The sequence below is a fragment of the Micrococcus sp. NPDC078436 genome (assembly GCF_040702705.1).
GTDB lineage: Bacteria > Actinomycetota > Actinomycetes > Actinomycetales > Micrococcaceae > Micrococcus.
The window spans coordinates 24,283-40,262 of sequence record NZ_JBFBLX010000004.1; the positions used below are offsets into that span (position 1 = coordinate 24,283).

13 protein-coding genes and 1 tRNA gene are annotated in these 15,980 nt (G+C 73.7%); 12 read left to right on the forward strand and 2 right to left on the reverse strand.

From position 1 onward, the window contains the following. Both lgt and pyk read left to right on the forward strand, forming a co-directional pair. A complete protein-coding gene (gene lgt / locus AB0302_RS03630) occupies nucleotides 1-999 on the forward strand; it encodes a prolipoprotein diacylglyceryl transferase (RefSeq protein WP_366370546.1) in 999 nt (332 codons plus the stop codon). Between the two features lie 10 nt (nucleotides 1,000-1,009). Continuing rightward, on the forward strand, nucleotides 1,010-2,491 hold the full coding sequence (pyk, locus tag AB0302_RS03635; protein ID WP_366370547.1) for a pyruvate kinase: 1,482 nt from the start codon (nucleotides 1,010-1,012) through the stop codon (nucleotides 2,489-2,491). A 28-nt stretch (nucleotides 2,492-2,519) separates the two neighbouring features. Here the strand turns inward: pyk and AB0302_RS03640 are convergent, their stop codons facing one another. Further along, on the reverse strand, nucleotides 2,520-3,110 hold the full coding sequence (locus AB0302_RS03640; protein WP_366370548.1) for a response regulator: 591 nt from the start codon (nucleotides 3,108-3,110) through the stop codon (nucleotides 2,520-2,522). 108 nt (nucleotides 3,111-3,218) lie between these two features. Between AB0302_RS03640 and AB0302_RS03645 the strand changes: the two genes are divergently transcribed. The 7 genes from AB0302_RS03645 (at nucleotide 3,219) to AB0302_RS03675 (ending at nucleotide 9,678) form a co-directional block, all read left to right on the forward strand. Next, nucleotides 3,219-3,300, forward strand: a tRNA-Leu gene (locus tag AB0302_RS03645). Between the two features lie 213 nt (nucleotides 3,301-3,513). Continuing rightward, nucleotides 3,514-6,420 (forward strand): DUF4040 family protein, encoded by a 2,907-nt coding sequence (locus tag AB0302_RS03650; RefSeq protein WP_366370549.1) that lies wholly within the window; start codon nucleotides 3,514-3,516, stop codon nucleotides 6,418-6,420. Further along, nucleotides 6,417-6,887 (forward strand): sodium:proton antiporter, encoded by a 471-nt coding sequence (locus tag AB0302_RS03655; RefSeq protein WP_248116948.1) that lies wholly within the window; start codon nucleotides 6,417-6,419, stop codon nucleotides 6,885-6,887. Before AB0302_RS03650 ends, AB0302_RS03655 begins: the two co-directional genes overlap by 4 nt. Next, nucleotides 6,884-8,572, forward strand: coding sequence for a monovalent cation/H+ antiporter subunit D family protein (locus AB0302_RS03660; protein WP_366370550.1), 1,689 nt, complete (start codon nucleotides 6,884-6,886; stop codon nucleotides 8,570-8,572). Before AB0302_RS03655 ends, AB0302_RS03660 begins: the two co-directional genes overlap by 4 nt. 32 nt (nucleotides 8,573-8,604) lie before the next feature. Further along, nucleotides 8,605-9,006 carry a Na+/H+ antiporter subunit E gene (locus AB0302_RS03665; protein WP_248116951.1) on the forward strand — a complete coding sequence of 134 codons (402 nt, stop codon included), beginning with the start codon at nucleotides 8,605-8,607 and terminating at the stop codon, nucleotides 9,004-9,006. Continuing rightward, nucleotides 9,003-9,287 carry a monovalent cation/H+ antiporter complex subunit F gene (locus AB0302_RS03670; RefSeq protein WP_248116953.1) on the forward strand — a complete coding sequence of 95 codons (285 nt, stop codon included), beginning with the start codon at nucleotides 9,003-9,005 and terminating at the stop codon, nucleotides 9,285-9,287. The genes AB0302_RS03665 and AB0302_RS03670 overlap by 4 nt, the downstream gene beginning before the upstream one ends. A 13-nt stretch (nucleotides 9,288-9,300) precedes the next feature. Further along, nucleotides 9,301-9,678, forward strand: a complete 378-nt coding sequence (locus AB0302_RS03675) for a monovalent cation/H(+) antiporter subunit G (RefSeq protein WP_248116955.1) — start codon at nucleotides 9,301-9,303, stop codon at nucleotides 9,676-9,678. Between the two features lie 39 nt (nucleotides 9,679-9,717). On the opposite strand, the gene AB0302_RS03680 is transcribed toward AB0302_RS03675, so the two are convergent. Further along, nucleotides 9,718-10,251 carry a hotdog fold thioesterase gene (locus AB0302_RS03680; protein WP_298710296.1) on the reverse strand — a complete coding sequence of 178 codons (534 nt, stop codon included), beginning with the start codon at nucleotides 10,249-10,251 and terminating at the stop codon, nucleotides 9,718-9,720. Between the two features lie 44 nt (nucleotides 10,252-10,295). Here AB0302_RS03680 and polA point away from each other — a divergent pair, with 44 nt between their 5' ends. Genes polA through AB0302_RS03695 form a run of 3 tightly spaced genes read left to right on the forward strand, consistent with a single transcriptional unit; the run spans nucleotide 10,296 to nucleotide 15,863 of the window. Continuing rightward, the gene (gene polA, locus AB0302_RS03685; protein ID WP_366370551.1) at nucleotides 10,296-13,124 is read left to right on the forward strand and encodes a DNA polymerase I; all 2,829 of its coding nucleotides are present in this window, start codon (nucleotides 10,296-10,298) and stop codon (nucleotides 13,122-13,124) included. Continuing rightward, complete coding sequence (locus tag AB0302_RS03690) at nucleotides 13,108-14,526, forward strand: GNAT family N-acetyltransferase (RefSeq protein WP_366370552.1); 1,419 nt, start codon at nucleotides 13,108-13,110, stop codon at nucleotides 14,524-14,526. Before polA ends, AB0302_RS03690 begins: the two co-directional genes overlap by 17 nt. Before the next feature lie 23 nt (nucleotides 14,527-14,549). Continuing rightward, a complete protein-coding gene (locus AB0302_RS03695) occupies nucleotides 14,550-15,863 on the forward strand; it encodes a GNAT family N-acetyltransferase (protein WP_366370553.1) in 1,314 nt (437 codons plus the stop codon). Nucleotides 15,864-15,980 lie beyond the last annotated feature (117 nt).

The following is a 15,980-nucleotide window of genomic DNA, read 5'->3' on the forward strand; positions in this document are numbered from 1 at the left end:
ATGCTCGCCGGTGCCCTCGCCCCCCTCGCGGCGATCCCGTCCCCGTCGTGGGACGGCCTGCAGCTGGGCCCGCTGAAGGTCCACGCCTACGCGCTGTGCATCATCCTCGGCATCATCCTGGCCCTCTGGCTGGCCTCGCGCCGCTGGGAGGACCGGAACGGCCCCGAGGGCGCGGTCCTCGACGTCGCGATCTGGGCCATCCCGTTCGGGTTCGTGGGCGGCCGGCTCTACCACGTGCTCTCCTCCCCGGACCGGTACTTCGGCCCGGGCTTCGACGGCACGGGCGATCCGGTCCAGGCCTTCTACGTGTGGAACGGCGGCCTCGGGATCTGGGGCGCCGTCGCCCTCGGCGCGGTGGGCGCGTGGATCGCGTGCCGCCGCCGCGGCCTGCGGCTCTCGGCCTTCGCCGACGTCGTCGCCCCGGGCGTCCTGCTGGCCCAGGCCGTGGGCCGCTGGGGCAACTGGTTCAACCAGGAGCTCTTCGGCGCGCCCACCACGCTGCCGTGGGGTCTGCGGATCGACCCCTCGCACGCCAACTTCCCGGTGGGCACGCCCGCCGACACGCTGTTCCACCCCACGTTCCTCTACGAGAGCCTGTGGAACCTCGCCGGAGTGGCCCTCCTCCTGCTGCTGGACCGCCGCCTCCACCTGCGCCACGGCGCCATGCTGTGGGCCTACGTGGCCTGGTACACCCTCGGCCGCGTCTGGATCGAGATGCTCCGGATCGACGACGCCGAGATGATCACCCTCTTCGGGGTCACCCAGCGCCTGAACGTGTGGACCTCGCTGCTGCTCCTGCTCGTCGCGCTCGTCATGCTGGTCTGGACCGTCGCAGCCCGCGGCGCCATCGGCCCCCGCACCCCCGAGCGGGACGACGTGTGGCTGCCCGGGCGGGCCCCCGCCGTCGCCGCCGGCGCGCAGGGCCGGGCGGGAGTCTCTGGTCACACCGCGGACGATGAGGGCGGCTCCGCCCTCGGTGGGAGCGACGCCCGCCGCTAGTCTGTGCCGTATGCGCCACGCCAAGATCATCGCGACCTTCGGACCTGCCACCGCGAGCGACGAGGCCACCCGGGCGATCATCCGCGCCGGGGCCGACGTCGTCCGCATGAACATGAGCCACGGCGACCACACGGTCCATGCGGAGACCTACGAGCGGGTGCGTCGCCTCTCGGTCGAGGAGGAGCGCCCCGTCGCGATCTTCGCGGACCTGCAGGGCCCGAAGATCCGGCTGGGCCGCTTCGCGGACGGCCCCCATGAGCTGGCCGTGGGGGACCGGCTCACCATCACGACCCGCACCGTGGAGGGCACCCGCGAGCTCGTCGGCACGACGCACCAGGGCCTGCCCGGCGACGTCTCGCCCGGCGACGTCCTCCTGATCGACGACGGCAAGGTGCGCGTCCGGGCCGTCGAGGTCACGGACACGGACGTGGTGACCGAGGTCGAGATCGCCGGCACGGTGTCCGACAACAAGGGCATCAACCTGCCGGGCGTGGCCGTGAACGTGCCCGCCCTGTCCGAGAAGGACGAGGACGACCTCCGCTGGGCGCTGCGCACCGGCGTGGACATGGTGGCCCTGTCCTTCGTGCGCGACGCCGCGGACGTCGAGCGCGTCCACGCGATCATGGACGAGGAGGAGCGCCGCGTCCCGGTGATCGCGAAGATCGAGAAGCCGCAGGCCGTGGAGAACCTCGAGGCGATCGTGGACGCGTTCGACATGATCATGGTGGCCCGTGGCGACCTCGGCGTGGAGCTGCCGCTCGAGGAGGTGCCCGTGGTGCAGAAGCGCGCCGTGGACCTCGCCCGCCGCTGGGCCAAGCCGGTGATCGTGGCCACCCAGGTGCTCGAGTCCATGATCGAGAACCCGCGCCCCACCCGCGCCGAGGCCTCGGACTGCGCGAACGCCGTGCTCGACGGCGCGGACGCCGTCATGCTCTCCGGCGAGACCTCGGTGGGCACGTACCCCGTGCTGACCGTGGAGACGATGGCGCGCATCATCGAGTCCACGGAGACGCACGGGCTCGAGATGATCCACCCGCTCGGCTCCCGCCCGCGCACGCGCGGCGGGGCGATCACGCGGGCGGCCGTCGACGTGGCCGACCAGCTGGACGTGCCGTTCCTCGCCACCTTCACGGAGTCGGGCGACACCGCCCGCCGCCTCTCCCGTCTGCGCCCGCGGCAGCCGATCTACGCGTACACGCACCGCGAGCACACCCACAACATCCTGTGCATCGCGTGGGGGGTGTACCCGAAGATGGTCCCCTTCGCGGAGACCACGGACCACATGACCCGCCTCGTGGAGGAGTCCCTCACCTCGGAGGGCATCGCCGAGCGCGGAGACCTCGTCGTGATCGCGGCCGGCTCGCCCCCCGGGCAGGTCGGCTCCACGAACACCCTGCGCGTGCACCGCGTGGGCGACGACGCGAGCGGGGTCGCCGTCCCGCCCTCCGAGCGCGAGCCCGTGGGCTTCTGGCCCGCGCACTCCCCGCGCTGAGCGGCGTGGCGGCCGCGGCGGCCAGCCGTCAGCCGACCTGGTCGACGACCGTCTGCGCGACCTCGCGCATGGTGAGGCGCCGGTCCATGGAGGTCTTCTGGATCCACCGGAAGGCCTCCGCCTCCGTCAGGTCCATGCGCTCCTGGAGGAGCGACTTGGCGCGGTCCACGACCTTGCGGGTCTCGAGGCGGTCGCCCAGGTCCCGGACCTCCGCCTCGAGGCTGCGCAGCTCGTCGAAGCGCGCGACCGCGAGCTCGATCGCGGGGACGATGTCGCTCTCCGTGAAGGGCTTCACCACGTAGGCCATCGCCCCGGCGGTGCGGGCCCGCTCCACCAGCCCGCGCTGCGAGAAGGCCGTGAGCATGACGACCGGTGCCAAGCGGTCCCGGGCGATCTCCCCGGCCGCCGCGATCCCGTCCATGACCGGCATCATCACGTCCATCACGACGATGTCCGGGCGGTGCTCGCGCACGGCGTCCACGGCGGCGCGGCCGTCGCCGGCCTCCGCCACCACGGTGTAGCCGGCCGCGGTGAGCAGCTCCACCACGTCGAGACGGATGAGGGCCTCGTCCTCGGCGACGACGGCGCGCAGGCGGGGGGTCTCGGCGTTGGGGCTCATGGGGACCTCCGGGTGAGGGGGCCGGGCCGGGTGCCCGGGCGCAAGAAGCGTACCGTGTGCGCCTGAGGCCCCCTGTTAGAGTGGTCGGGGCCGCCGTCGTGCGGACCTGCCCGAATGGTGGAATCGGTAGACACGCCGCACTCAAAATGCGGTGCCGCGAGGCGTGTGGGTTCGAGTCCCACTTCGGGCACCCCCATCGACCCGCCGGAAGGAGGCGCCGGCATGGAGTCTCCTGACACGCGCTGTGCCGACGTGAGCGCCCGGGGCACCAACGGGCAGGTCTGCTCGTGGGGGGCGCTCCACGCCGGCGTGCCGCCGAGCCGGCCCTGAGCCGGCCCGCCGCGGACCTCCCTCCGCCCGTGGGCCCCACCGGCCCACGTCCGACGTTCCTCGACCATGCGGGGTGTCCCACTTGCTCCTGATCAGCCTCTGTCTCACCGCCCTCGCGGTGGCGGCCGCCGTCCCGCTGGGACGGTGGCTCGGCCGCGACGCGGGATGGGTGCTGGCCGTGCCCCTCCTCGCGGCCGCCGGCGTCCTCCTCTCCGCCTGGACGGGGGAGGCCGTCCGCGAGCACCACGCCTGGATCCCCGCGATCGGGGTGGACCTCGACCTGCGCCTGAACGGGCTCGCGCTCGTGTTCTCGCAGATCGTGCTCGTGATCGGCGCCGGCATCCTGGCGTACTCCAGCCGCTACCTCGGCCGGGACCGCGAGAAGGAGCGCCACGGGACGTTCTACCTGCTGATGACCGTCTTCGCCGCCTCGATGCTCCTCCTCGTCCTGGCGGACAACCTCGTCGTGCTGTTCGTCGCGTGGGAGTTCACCTCCTTCACCTCGTTCTTCCTGATCGGGCGGGCGGGGGAGAAGGGCCGCGAGCCGGCGATCCGCACGCTCCTCGTCACGGTCGCCGGCGGCCTCGCGCTGCTGGGCGCGGTGGCCGTGATGATCGTCCAGGCCGGGACGGCGTCCCTGTCGGACGTGCTCGCGGCCGACCTCTGGCGCGACCCGGCGGTGAGCACCCTCGTGGCGGTCCTGCTCGCGGTGGCGGCGTTCACCAAGTCGGCGCAGTTCCCCTTCCAGGCATGGCTGCCCGACTCGATGGTCGCGATCTCCCCGGTCTCGGCCTACCTGCACGCCGCCGCGATGGTGAAGGCCGGCGTGTTCCTGCTGCTCGTCTTCAGCCCCGTGCTGGCCGGCACCGCCGTGTGGTCCACCCTGCTGATCGCCTCAGGCCTCACCACGGCGATCTTCGGAGCCGTCTCGGCCATCCGCCGCCATGACCTGAAGGGCCTGCTCGCCTACTCCACGATGAGCCAGCTCGGCCTGCTCGTGACCCTGATCGGCGTGGGCACCCCGGCCGCCCTCACGGCGGCGATCGTCCACACCGCGGCGCACGCGCTCTTCAAGAGCGCCCTGTTCATGCTCATCGGCATCGTCGACCACCAGGCGGGCGGGCGGGACCTGCGCGACCTCGCCGCCCGGAACGTCCGCATGCCCGTCACCGGGACGGCGATCGTGCTGGCCGCCGTCTCGATGGCCGGCGTGCCGCCGCTCTTCGGCTTCGTCTCGAAGGAGGGGCTGCTGGACGCGGCCCTCGACACGCCGGGGCCGGCGTGGACGGCCTGGGTCGTCACGGGCGGGATCGCCCTGGCCTCCGTCTTCACGTTCGCCTACTCCGGGCGTCTCGTGCTCGGCGCGCTCGGCCTGTGGGGCAGCAGCCCCACGGGCGCGCGCCACACGTGGCAGTCCGGCCGGGGCGAGCCGGTGCACGACCCCTCGTTCACGTTCTGGGCCGTCCCGGCACTGGGCGCGCTGGCCGGCGTCGTCCTGGGGCTCACCCCCGGGGTGCTGGACGAGCCGGTCGGGGAGGCGGCGACGGCCGCGGCGGGCCTGCCGGTCCACCCTCACCTGGCCCTGTGGCACGGGCTCACCCCCGCCCTGGGCGTCTCGGCCGCCGTGATCGCGTGCGGCCTGCTCCTCGTCGCACTGCGCCGCCCCGTCGAGCGGATCGCCTCCCACGTCGAGCTGCCCCTGTCCGGTCTCGCCGCCGTGGACGGCGTGCGCCACGCCCTCGTGGACATCGGCGCCTTCGTCAGCCGCGCCTCCGGGACCATCGCCCCGCGCGGCCACCTGCTGACGCCCGCACTCGTGCTCGGCGTCTTCGCGGTGGCGGGCGTCCTCACGGTCGAGGACCTCCCGGCTGTGGTGGGCCAGCCCTCGCGCTGGCACGACTGGGCCCTGGTCCTCCTCGTGGGCGCGGGCGTCGTCGCCACCATCCGCGCCAAGACGCGCATCGCGGCGATGGTCGTCGTGGGCGTCGTGGGCTTCGGCGTGACCCTGTGGTTCTTCACCCTCGGGGCCGTGGACGTCGCCCTCACCCAGCTCCTCGTCGAGGTCCTCACGGTGTGCGTCATGGTGCTGCTGCTGCGGCGCCTCCCGGCGCGGTTCCGCACGGACGGCACCCCCCGCCGGGCGGGGGCCGTGGTGGCGGCCCTCATCGCTGGCCTCGCGTCCATGCTGGGCGTCCTCGCCTTCACGGGCCGCGACGGGGTCTCGGAGATCTCCCGCTACTACCTGGACCACTCCTACCACGACGCCGGCGGGTACAACGTCGTCAACGTCATCCTCGTGGACTTCCGAGCCCTGGACACCTATGGCGAGATGACGGTGCTGGGCGTCACCGGCCTGACGATCGCCGCCCTCCTGATGAACCGGCGCCCCGCGCCGCCGCGCCCCTCCGCCGTGGACCTGAACTCACCGCTCGCCTCCGTGCGGGAGAACCTCGTCTACGCCCGGACCTTCGGACGAGCGCTGAGCCCTGTCATCATCGCCCTGTCCCTCCTGCTGTTCTTCCGCGGGCACTACGAGCCCGGCGGCGGCTTCATCGCGGCGCTCGTGGGCGGTGCCGGGTACGCCCTGATGTACCTGGCCGCGGACACGGGGACGGCGCGTCGTCTGCAGTGGCCCTACATGAGCCTGATCGGCGGGGGCATCACCCTCGGCTCGCTCGCCGGCCTCGCCGGCTACCTCACCGGCAAGGGCTTCCTGGGCTCCGCGAGCGTCAAGGTGCTCGGCTATGGCGTCTCCACCACGCTCGTGTTCGACCTGGGCGTCTATCTCTCCGTCATCGGGCTCGTCGTCGCCGCGTTCGCGCTGCTGGGCGGGGACGAGGCGGAGGAGGAGTCCGACGAGCACGGCCCGGTCGACGACGGCGCCCCGCCGGGAGTCCTCCCCGCGCCTCCCGGGGCACCGGTCACGGCCGTCGCCCCGACCACCACGATCACGACGACACGAGAGGGGGCCTCCCGATGACCATCGCCATCACCGTGGGCCTGCTGATGTTCGGGGCCGTGTACCTGTTCTCCAAGCGCGAGCTGCTGCGCGTGATCCTCGGCATGGTGCTGCTGGGCCACGCCGCCAACCTCGCGATCATCGCGGCCGGCGGCACCGACCGTCGGACACCCCCCTTCACCCCCGGGGGAGCGGTCCCCGAGGGGGCGGCCGATCCGCTGCCGCAGGCCTTCGTGCTCACGGCCATCGTGATCTCGTTCGCCATCACCGTGCTGCTGCTCGTGCTCGCCGTCACCGGCCGCACCGACGACGCCACGGCGGACCCCCACGAGACACCCGATGCGCTGGAGGCCGCGGCCTCCGACGCCCGCTTCCCCGCGGCGGAGCGCAGGGCCGCCGCCGAGGAGCTGCGCAGCGGCGCCATCCCGCGCGTGTCCGCGCGGGCCGCCGAGCCGTCCGCCCCGCACGGTCCGGGGGCACGCGCATGAGCGACCACGCCGTCGGGCTGCTGCTGCCCCTGTTCGTCGCCCTTCCCCTGCTCGCGGCGGGCCTGCTCGTGATCGCCGGCGAGCACCGCCGACTGCATCGGGGGGCACTCACGGCGCTCCTCGCGCTCACCGCCGTGGCCGGCACGGCCCTGCTCGTGCGGTCCCTCGACGGCTCCGTCGCGGCCGCCGGGGTGGGCGGCTGGCCGGACGGGGTCGCGATCCCGTTCGCCGCCGACACGCTCACGGCCCTCATGCTGACCCTCACGAGCGCCCTCACCCTCGTGGGCGCGGCCTTCGCCTACGGCTCCCGCGTGGCCAACTCGGTCCACTTCGCCCCGCTCATGCTCGTCCTCGTGGCCGGCGTGAGCGGCGCGCTGCTCACGGCGGACCTCTTCAACCTGTTCGTGTTCATCGAGGTCATGCTGCTGCCCTCGTACGGGCTCTTCGTCCTCTCAGCCAACCGCCGCGAGCCGCTGCGCCGCGTGGACGGCGCCCGTCTCTACGTGACGCTGAACCTGCTCACCTCCACGATCCTCGTGACGGGCGTGGGCTTCGTGTACGCGCTCACCGGCACCGTCAACCTCGCGGCCCTCGCCGGGGCGGCCGCCCGGGACGAGCGCGTCGCCCTCGCCGCGGGGCTCGTGCTCTTCGCGCTCTCCATCAAGGCCTCGGTGCTCCCCCTCCACGGCTGGCTGGCCCGCGCCTACCCGTCCACATCGCCCGCCGTCACGGCGATCTTCGCGAGCCTGCACACCAAGGTCGCGGTGTATGCGATCTACCGGATCTACTCCGTGGTGTACGACGGCGACCCGCGGCACCTCTGGTTGCTGCTCACCCTGAGCCTGCTCACGCTCGTGGTCGGCGCCGTCGCCTCCGTGGGCGAGCACGGCACGCGCTCGGTCCTCTCGTGGCAGATGGTCAGCGGTATCGGCGGCATCCTCCTGGGCGTCGCCCTCTCCAGTCAGGCCGGACTGTCCGCCGGGCTCTTCTACCTGATCCACCACATGGTGGTGATGGCCTGCCTGCTCACGGCCACCGGTGCGATCGAGGTGCGGTACGGGACCGGCCGCCTCGCGGACCTGCAGGGCCTCGCCCGGCGCGAGCCCCTGATCGCCACGGCGTTCTTCGTCGGCATGCTCTCCCTCATCGGCATCCCCCCGTTCTCCGGCTTCGTGGGGAAGCTGATGCTCGCGGTGGCCGGCGTCGAGGCGGGTCGGACCGTCATGGTGACCCTGCTGCTGGGCTCCTCGCTCGTGAGCCTGTGGGCGCTGTTGCGCGTGTGGAACGCGTGGTTCTGGGGCGAGCCCCGGGCCCCGCACGGACACCGCGAGCGGCTCGCGACGTCGGCGATGCCCGTCGTGAGGGCGGGGCAGAGCGCCCTCCCGGAGCCGGCCGGCTCCGCCGCGACGGGCCGCGGGTCGAGCACGGACACCGAGCGCACCGAGTCCTGGATGTCCTCCGAGGCCCTCGACGCGCCCACGGGCGTGCTGCCCGTGATGCTCTCCCCGGACGAGGACGCCCACCGATCGCGCATCCCGGCGCGCCTGGCGGCCCCAGCCGTCCTGATGGCCGCCACGACGCTGGCCCTCGGCCTCGGCGCCCAGGGCCTGTGGACCCTCACGGACCAGGCCGCCGCCGGCCTCGTGGACCCGAGCGCCTACATCGAGGCGGTGCTCGGCCTGTGACCCCCACTCCGCAGACCTCAGGGAGGCCCAGCATGACCCCCACGGACGGGACGGTGGACCTGCGCCCGGGCACGAAGGGCGCGCTCTCCTGGCCGGTGCGCTGGCTCGTGTTCTGGTGCTGGTACGCCTGGGCGCTGGTGACGTCGTCCGGCGCCGTGCTGCACGACCTGATCACGCCCGGCGACCAGGCCCGCTCCGGGATCGCCCGCGTGCACACCAACTGCCGCACGGACCCGGAGCTGACCCTGCTCTCGACGCTCATCACCCTCACCCCCGGCACCCTCACGCTGGGCACCCGCCGTGAGGCGGACGGCCGGCGCCTGCTCTACGTCCACGGCCTGTACGCGGACGACGCGGACGCACTCCGCGAGGAGATCCATGACATGGAGCGGCGCATGCTGCACGCGATGCGCCGCACGGGGGTGACCGCATGAGCGCGCTCGACTACGAGTGGTCCCACCTCGGCATCGACATCGCCCTGGTCCTCCTGCTGGTCTCCGCCGTCGTGTCGGCGGTCCGGATCCTGCGCGGGCCGCTCGATGCCGACCGCGCCGTCTCCGGCGACCTGCTCAGCTTCAGCGTGATCGGGATGGTGGTGCTGTTCGGCGTGCGCGCCGGGAATCCGTTCACGTTCGACCTGGTCCTCGTGGCGGCGATCGTGGGCTTCCTGTCCGGCATGTCCCTGGCCCGCGCACTCACGCGCGGAAAGCGATGAGGAGGTCCTGACGATGGACGCCTTCCTGACGGTTCTCGGCTCGATCATGGTGGTGGGGGGAGCCCTCGTGTTCCTCGGCGCCGCCGTCGGGCTGATCCGCTTCCCCGACCCCTACATGCGCATCTCGGCCACCGGCACCGCCGGCGGCGTGGGCATGATCCTGATCGTGGTCGGCGCCCTCCTGCACATGCCGAGCGTGTCGAACCTCGTGAAGGTGGTGCTGATCGTGGTGCTCCAGCTCGGCAGCGCCGCGGTGGCCACCATGGCCCTCGGGCGCTCGGCCTACCTCACGGGCGTGCCCATGGCCTCGGGCCACTACGACGAGCTCGCAGCGGACACCCCGGGGCGCGAGCACGGCGAGCCGGCGCCGCGGGCCGCCGACGCGGACTGAGGGGCTCCGGCGCGGTCGGAGCGGCCGTGGCGTGGTGCGTCAGCCCTGGCGGGCGAGCACGAGGTTCGTGATGCGGGCCGTCGAGAGGCGGCGCCCGTCCTCGCCCGTCATGACCACCTCGTGGGTGATGAGCGTGCGGCCCACGTGGACCGCCGTCGCCGTGCCGGTGACGGTTCCGGCGCGCGCCGCGGCGTGGTGCGTGGCGCCGATCTCGATGCCCACGACGTTGTGGTCCCGCCCGGCGGCGACCTTGGCGGCCACCGAGCCCAGCGTCTCGGCCAGCACGAGGTGGGCGCCGCCGTGCAGCAGGCCCACGGGCTGCTCGTTGCCGGCCACCGGCATGGTGGCGACGGCGCGCTCGGCGGTGAGCTCCGTGAACACGATGCCCATCTTCAGGGCCAGCGGGCTGACGCCGGCCCCGCCGAGGGCGTCCTGCAGCTCGGGCGGCAGGCCCGCCGCGGCGGAGAGCTCCGCGAGCTGCTCGGGCGTGAACCGCGGTCGCACCCCCGCCCGGAAGGTGAGGTCGGCGAGGGCGGCCGGGAGGTCGGGGCTGCAGGCGGGGGTGTCGGTCATGGGCACTAGGCTGGCACCTGGACCACGAGAGGAGCAACGAGACCATGGGTGAGACCGCCGCGGCCGAGACCGGCACCTCCGAGACCCGGCCGCGCCTGCTGGTGCTGGACGGCCATTCGATGGCGTTCCGCGCCTTCTACGCGCTGCCGGCCGAGAACTTCACGACCGACACCGGTCAGCACACCAACGCGGTCTACGGCTTCACGGCGATGCTGCTGACGATGATCCGCCAGCAGGCGCCCACCCACGTGGCGGTCGCCTTCGACCTCTCCGGGCCCACGTTCCGCTCCGCCGAGTACGCGGAGTACAAGGCGGGCCGCTCGGAGACCCCCGCCGAGTTCGCGGGGCAGATCGAGCTGACCGTGAAGGTCATGGAGGCCCTCGGCATCCCCACCCTCACGGTGGAGGACTACGAGGCGGACGACATCGTGGCCACGCTCTCCGCCCGCGCCGAGGCCGCGGGGTGGGACGCCGTCGTCGTGTCCGGGGACCGGGACGCGTTCCAGCTCATCTCCGAGCACACCACGGTGCTGTACCCGAAGAAGGGCGTCTCTGACATCCCGCCGATGGACGCGGACGCCGTCATGGCCAAGTACGGCGTGAGCCCCTCCCAGTACCCGGACCTCGCCGCGCTCGTGGGGGAGTCCGCGGACAACCTGCCGGGCGTGCCCGGCGTCGGCCCCGGCTTCGCGGCCAAGTGGATCAACGCCTACGGCGGGCTCGAGGGCGTGCTGGAGAACGCGGACAGCATCACCGGCAAGAAGGGCGAGGCCCTGCGCGCCCACCTCGAGGACGTGCGGCGCAACCGCCGGCTCAACGCCCTCGTGCGGGACCTCGACCTGCCCGTCGACCTCGAGGCCATGGCGCTGACGATGCCGGACCACGACACCGTGTCCGAGCTCTTCGACGCCCTCCAGTTCAACCGCATCCGCGACCGCGTCTTCGAGGTGTTCTCCGAGCGCCTCGGCGCGGACGCCCCCGCCGCCGAGGTCGAGGAGGCCCCCGAGCACGTGGTCGCGACGACGGCCGCGGACCTGGGCGGGTTCCTCGCCGCCCACGCCGGCGCGCTGCTCGGGGTGCACGTTGTCGTGGACGGCCCGGACATGCTGCCGAAGCGCAAGGTGCCCGTGCCGGGCACCCACGGCACCCCCGTCGGGGTGGCGTTCGCCGCCGACGACGCCGCGCTCTACGTGGACCTCGACGCCGAGGGGCCGGACGCGGAGCTCATGGCGGCCGTGCGCGACGCGCTCGAGGACGCCGGCACCGCCAAGGCCGTGCACGACCTCAAGCGCACCGTGAAGGTGCTGGCCGCCCCGACCCGGCCGGCCGGCCTGGGGGAGGGAGCCGTGATCGGCGGGGTCGAGGACGACGTGCTCCTCTCGGCCTACCTGATCCAGCCCGACCGCCGGGACGTGGACCTGGCCTCGCTCGCCGAGGCGCACCTGCGCACTCCGCTCGCCGCGCCGGCCACGGGGCAGCCCGCCTCCGCCCAGGGAGAGCTCGACCTCGACGGCGGCGCCGCCGCGGCCGAGCGCGCGCAGCGGGCCACGGACGCCGTCCGCGCCGCGTGGGTGGTCCGCCGCCTCTCCGCCGAGTTCACCCCCCAGGTGCTCGAACGCGGCGCCCAGCGGCTGCTCCAGGAGATGGAGATCCCGCTCGCGCGCCTGCTCGCGCGCATGGAGCTGGCCGGGATCGCCGTGGACCGCGACCACCTCGAGGCGCTGCGCGCCGACTTCGCCGAGCGCGCGGACGCCGCGAAGGAGTCCGCGTGGGCCTCGGTGGCGGAGGAGACCGGGGGCATGGAGGTCAACCTCGGCTCCCCGAAGCAGCTGCAGGAGGTCCTCTTCGAGCGCCTCAACATGCCGCGCACCCGCAAGACGAAGACCGGCTTCTCCACGGACGTGGACTCGCTGCAGGACCTGCTCGAGCAGACGCAGCACCCCTTCCTGGAGAACCTCATGGCGCACCGCGACGTCACGAAGCTCCGCCAGACCGTGGAGGGCCTGCTGGAGACCGTGGCGCCGGACGGGCGCATCCACACCACCTACTCGCAGACCGCCGCGGCCACGGGCCGCCTCTCCTCCCTGCACCCCAACCTGCAGAACATCCCTGTGCGCACCGAGGCCGGCCGACGCATCCGCGAGGCCTTCACGGCGGGCGAGGTGGACGGCACGCAGGCCGTGCTGCTCTCGGCGGACTACTCGCAGATCGAGATGCGCATCATGGCCCACCTCTCCGAGGACGCCGGCCTCATCGAGGCGTTCAACACGGGGGAGGACCTGCACAGCTTCGTCGGCTCGCAGGTGTTCGGCGTGGACCCGGACGAGGTGAGCGCGGAGCAGCGCTCCAAGGTCAAGGCGATGAGCTACGGGCTCGCGTACGGACTGAGCTCGTTCGGCCTGTCCAAGCAGCTGAAGATCTCGGTGGACGAGGCCCGCGGCCTGATGAAGGGCTACTTCGACCGCTTCGGCGGGGTGCGGGACTACCTGCGCGACGTCGTCGCCCAGGCCCGGCAGGACGGCTTCACCTCCACCATCGAGGGGCGGCGCCGCTACCTGCCGGACCTGAACTCGGACAACCGCCAGCTGCGGGACATGGCCGAGCGCGCCGCCCTCAACGCCCCGATCCAGGGCTCGGCGGCGGACATCATCAAGCGGGCCATGCTGGACGTGCAGGCCGGCCTCGAGGAGCAGCGCCTGCGCTCCCGCCTCCTGCTCCAGGTCCACGACGAGCTCATCCTCGAGGTCCCGCGCGACGAGCTCGCGGCCGCCACGGCCCTGCTCGAGGAGCGCATGGGGCGGGCCGCGGACCTCTCCGTGCCGCTGGACGTCCACGTCGGCGAAGGAAGGACCTGGCATGCCGCAGCCCACTGACACCACCGCCCCTCGAGAGTCCTCCGGCCCCACGGCGCCGCCCGATCCGGCCGGCGCGCTGGCCGAGAACGGGCTCGAGCTGCGCCCGGTGCCCTCCCCGTGGGAGGCCGGGCTGGCGGACCCCGAGGCCCCGTTCGACCTTGCGCGCCGCTGGGACGACGCCCCCGCCGTCCGCCGGCACACGGCCGTCCTGCAGCGCACCTTCCACGAGGTCGGCGACCCGGAGCTGCGCCTGGCCGACCGCTTCATCGGCGTCGAGCAGGGCGACCGCCGCCGGCTGGTGGGCGTCTACCCTGAGGGCGCCGACCCGGACGCCGTCGACCCGGTGGGCACTCTCGTGGACTTCACGAAGGACCTGAATGTGGGCGCCGGGCGCCTCCTGCCGGCCTGGTGCATCTCCGAGGTGACCGTCTCGCCCACGCACAGGCGCCGCGGGATCCTGCGCGCCATGATGTCGGACTCGCTGCGCCGCGCCCGTGAGGCGGGCGTGCCGATCGCCGCGCTCACCGCCACCGAGGCCACCATCTACCGCCGCTTCGGCTTCGGCGTCTCCACGTACTACCGCTCCGTGTGGCTCGACGTCACCCGGGGGATCCAGCTGCGCGGCGGCCGCCCCGAGGGCGGCTTCCGGTTCATCGAGCCCACCACGTCGGGCGAGCTGATCGAGGGCCTGTGGCGTCGGGCCTTCGAGGGACAGCTCGGCTCGGTCGAGCGCATCCGCTTCCACGCGGCCAAGGAGACGGACCGGGACCCGCGCGTGGACGAGGGCCGGCCGCAGGGGCTGCGCGGCGTCGTGTTCTCCGGCCCCGACGGCACGGACCGCGGCGTGGCCGTCTACCGGGTGACGGGGGAGGCCTCCGAGCTCGTGGCGGACGAGCCCGTGACCGCCACCATGGTGGCCCTGTGGGCCGCCGACGCCGAGGCCTACCGGGCCCTGCTGGAGTTCCTCGGCAACCTCGACCTCGTGGTGCGGCTGCGCCTGCCCTCGGTCCCCAACGACCGCATGCTCGAGTTCCTCGTGCGCGACGAGTCCCGGATCTACACCCGCGGCGTCCACCACCACCTGTGGCACCGGATCCTGGACGTCGCCGCGTGCTTCGAGGCCCGGCCCTACCTCCACGACGGCACCGTGGCCGTGACGGTCGAGGACGACCTCGGCCACGCGGCCGGCACGTGGGAGATCTCGGCGGCGGACGGCCGAGGGCGCGTCCGCCCGGCGGACGAGGGCCAGGCCGAGCTGACCCTCGACGTGGCGGAGCTGGGCTCCGTGCTCCTGGGCGGGGTGCAGGCCGAGGTCATGCGCGAGGCGGGCATCCTGCGCGAGCACCGCCCCGGCGCGGCCACGGACCTGGACACGCTCCTGCGCCAGCCCCGCCTGCCCTTCGCCCTGACCGGCTTCTGACGCGTCCCGACCCAGGAGGACCCATGCCCCCGCACCACGCCCACGACGACAGCCTCGCCGCGCACGGCCTGCAGCTGGTGGTGGCCCCGGGACGCGCCGGCGACCCGGCGTTCGAGCGGCACACCCTGGCCGTCGAGCGGGGGTTCTACGAGGAGCCGCCCGCGGGCGAGGCGCTCGCGCAGCTGCTCGAGGCGGGGGAGGCGGACGGCCGGCGCATGGTCGACGCGTACGCCGCCGGAGACGACCCGGCCGCGTCCCGCCCCGTCGCCACGTTCGAGGACTTCCCGTCCGAGCTGACCGTCTCGCCCGGCGTCACCGTCCCCGCCTGGCTCATCAGCGCCGTGACCGTGGACCCGGGGTTCCGCCGCCGGGGGATCCTCCGGGCGCTCATGGGCCGCAGCCTCGCGGACGCGGCGGCGGCCGGGATGCCCGTCGCGGCCCTCACCGCCTCCGAGGCCGCGATCTACGGACGCTTCGGGTTCGGCGCCGCGACCCGCTGGCGCCGCACGCACCTCGACGTCCGCGGCGAGGTGCGGCTGCGCGGCGACGCGCCGGCGGGACGGGTCACGCGGGAGGAGCCGCGCGAGATCGGCCCCCTCGCCGACGAGCTCTACCAGAGGGTCCGCCGCGCGACCCCCGGCGCCACTCAGCGACCGGCCATGACCGCGATCCGCTGGGAGGACCGCAGCCGGTTCAAGAACGACGGCAAGGGCACCGGCCTCTACGCCGCCGTGCATCGGGACGAGGCGGGGCGGGCGCAGGGGATCGCGCTGTACCGTTTCAAGGGCTGGGACGTCGAGCCCCCCACGGTGACGATGGAGCTCTTCATCGCCCTCACCCCGGAGGCCCGCCGCGGCCTGCTCGCGCACCTCACGAGCCTCGACCTCGTCGAGCGGGTGGAGTGGGAGCGGGCCCCCGAGGCCGGATGGGTCGAGGCCCTCCTCGAGGACGAGCGCCGCATGCGCACCCAGCGCGACGGCGACGACCTCTACCTGCGGATCCTCGACGTGCCCGCCGCCCTCGGCGCCCGTGACGACCTGGGCGAGGGCGAGGTCGTCCTGACGGTGGCGGACCCGCTCGGCCACGCCGACGGAACGTGGCGGCTCGCGGTGCAGGAGGGCGCCGCGAGCGTGGCCGCAGCCGAGCCGGCGGAGGCCGATCTCGTGCTCGACGTGGCCGACCTGTCGGCGGTGTGGCTCGGCGGGCACGGGGCGGCGGGCGGGGCCGCGGCCCGCGTGGCGAGCGGCCTGGTGGAGGAGCGGGTGCCCGGCGCGGCGGACCGCCTGGACGCGATCCTGCGGCCCACGGCGCCCGTGCGGTCCCTGGTGGGTTTCTGATAGCCTGGAAGGGCACTTTCGTGCGCTCTTGAATCTGACCATCACAACCCATGCCGGGTGACGGACACGCGCGTGCCCGGGCCGCCTCGGCATGAACCCCAATCCCATCGGAGTCCC

Coding starts and splice junctions, on each gene's coding strand:
- lgt (WP_366370546.1), top strand. CDS start 1: ATGCTCGCCGGTGCCCTCGCCCCCCTCGCGGCGATCCCGTCCCCGTCG.
- pyk (WP_366370547.1), top strand. CDS start 1,010: ATGCGCCACGCCAAGATCATCGCGACCTTCGGACCTGCCACCGCGAGC.
- AB0302_RS03640 (WP_366370548.1), bottom strand. CDS start 3,110: ATGAGCCCCAACGCCGAGACCCCCCGCCTGCGCGCCGTCGTCGCCGAG.
- AB0302_RS03655 (WP_248116948.1), top strand. CDS start 6,417: ATGACCATCGCCATCACCGTGGGCCTGCTGATGTTCGGGGCCGTGTAC.
- AB0302_RS03660 (WP_366370550.1), top strand. CDS start 6,884: ATGAGCGACCACGCCGTCGGGCTGCTGCTGCCCCTGTTCGTCGCCCTT.
- AB0302_RS03665 (WP_248116951.1), top strand. CDS start 8,605: ATGACCCCCACGGACGGGACGGTGGACCTGCGCCCGGGCACGAAGGGC.
- AB0302_RS03670 (WP_248116953.1), top strand. CDS start 9,003: ATGAGCGCGCTCGACTACGAGTGGTCCCACCTCGGCATCGACATCGCC.
- AB0302_RS03675 (WP_248116955.1), top strand. CDS start 9,301: ATGGACGCCTTCCTGACGGTTCTCGGCTCGATCATGGTGGTGGGGGGA.
- AB0302_RS03680 (WP_298710296.1), bottom strand. CDS start 10,251: ATGACCGACACCCCCGCCTGCAGCCCCGACCTCCCGGCCGCCCTCGCC.
- polA (WP_366370551.1), top strand. CDS start 10,296: ATGGGTGAGACCGCCGCGGCCGAGACCGGCACCTCCGAGACCCGGCCG.
- AB0302_RS03690 (WP_366370552.1), top strand. CDS start 13,108: ATGCCGCAGCCCACTGACACCACCGCCCCTCGAGAGTCCTCCGGCCCC.
- AB0302_RS03695 (WP_366370553.1), top strand. CDS start 14,550: ATGCCCCCGCACCACGCCCACGACGACAGCCTCGCCGCGCACGGCCTG.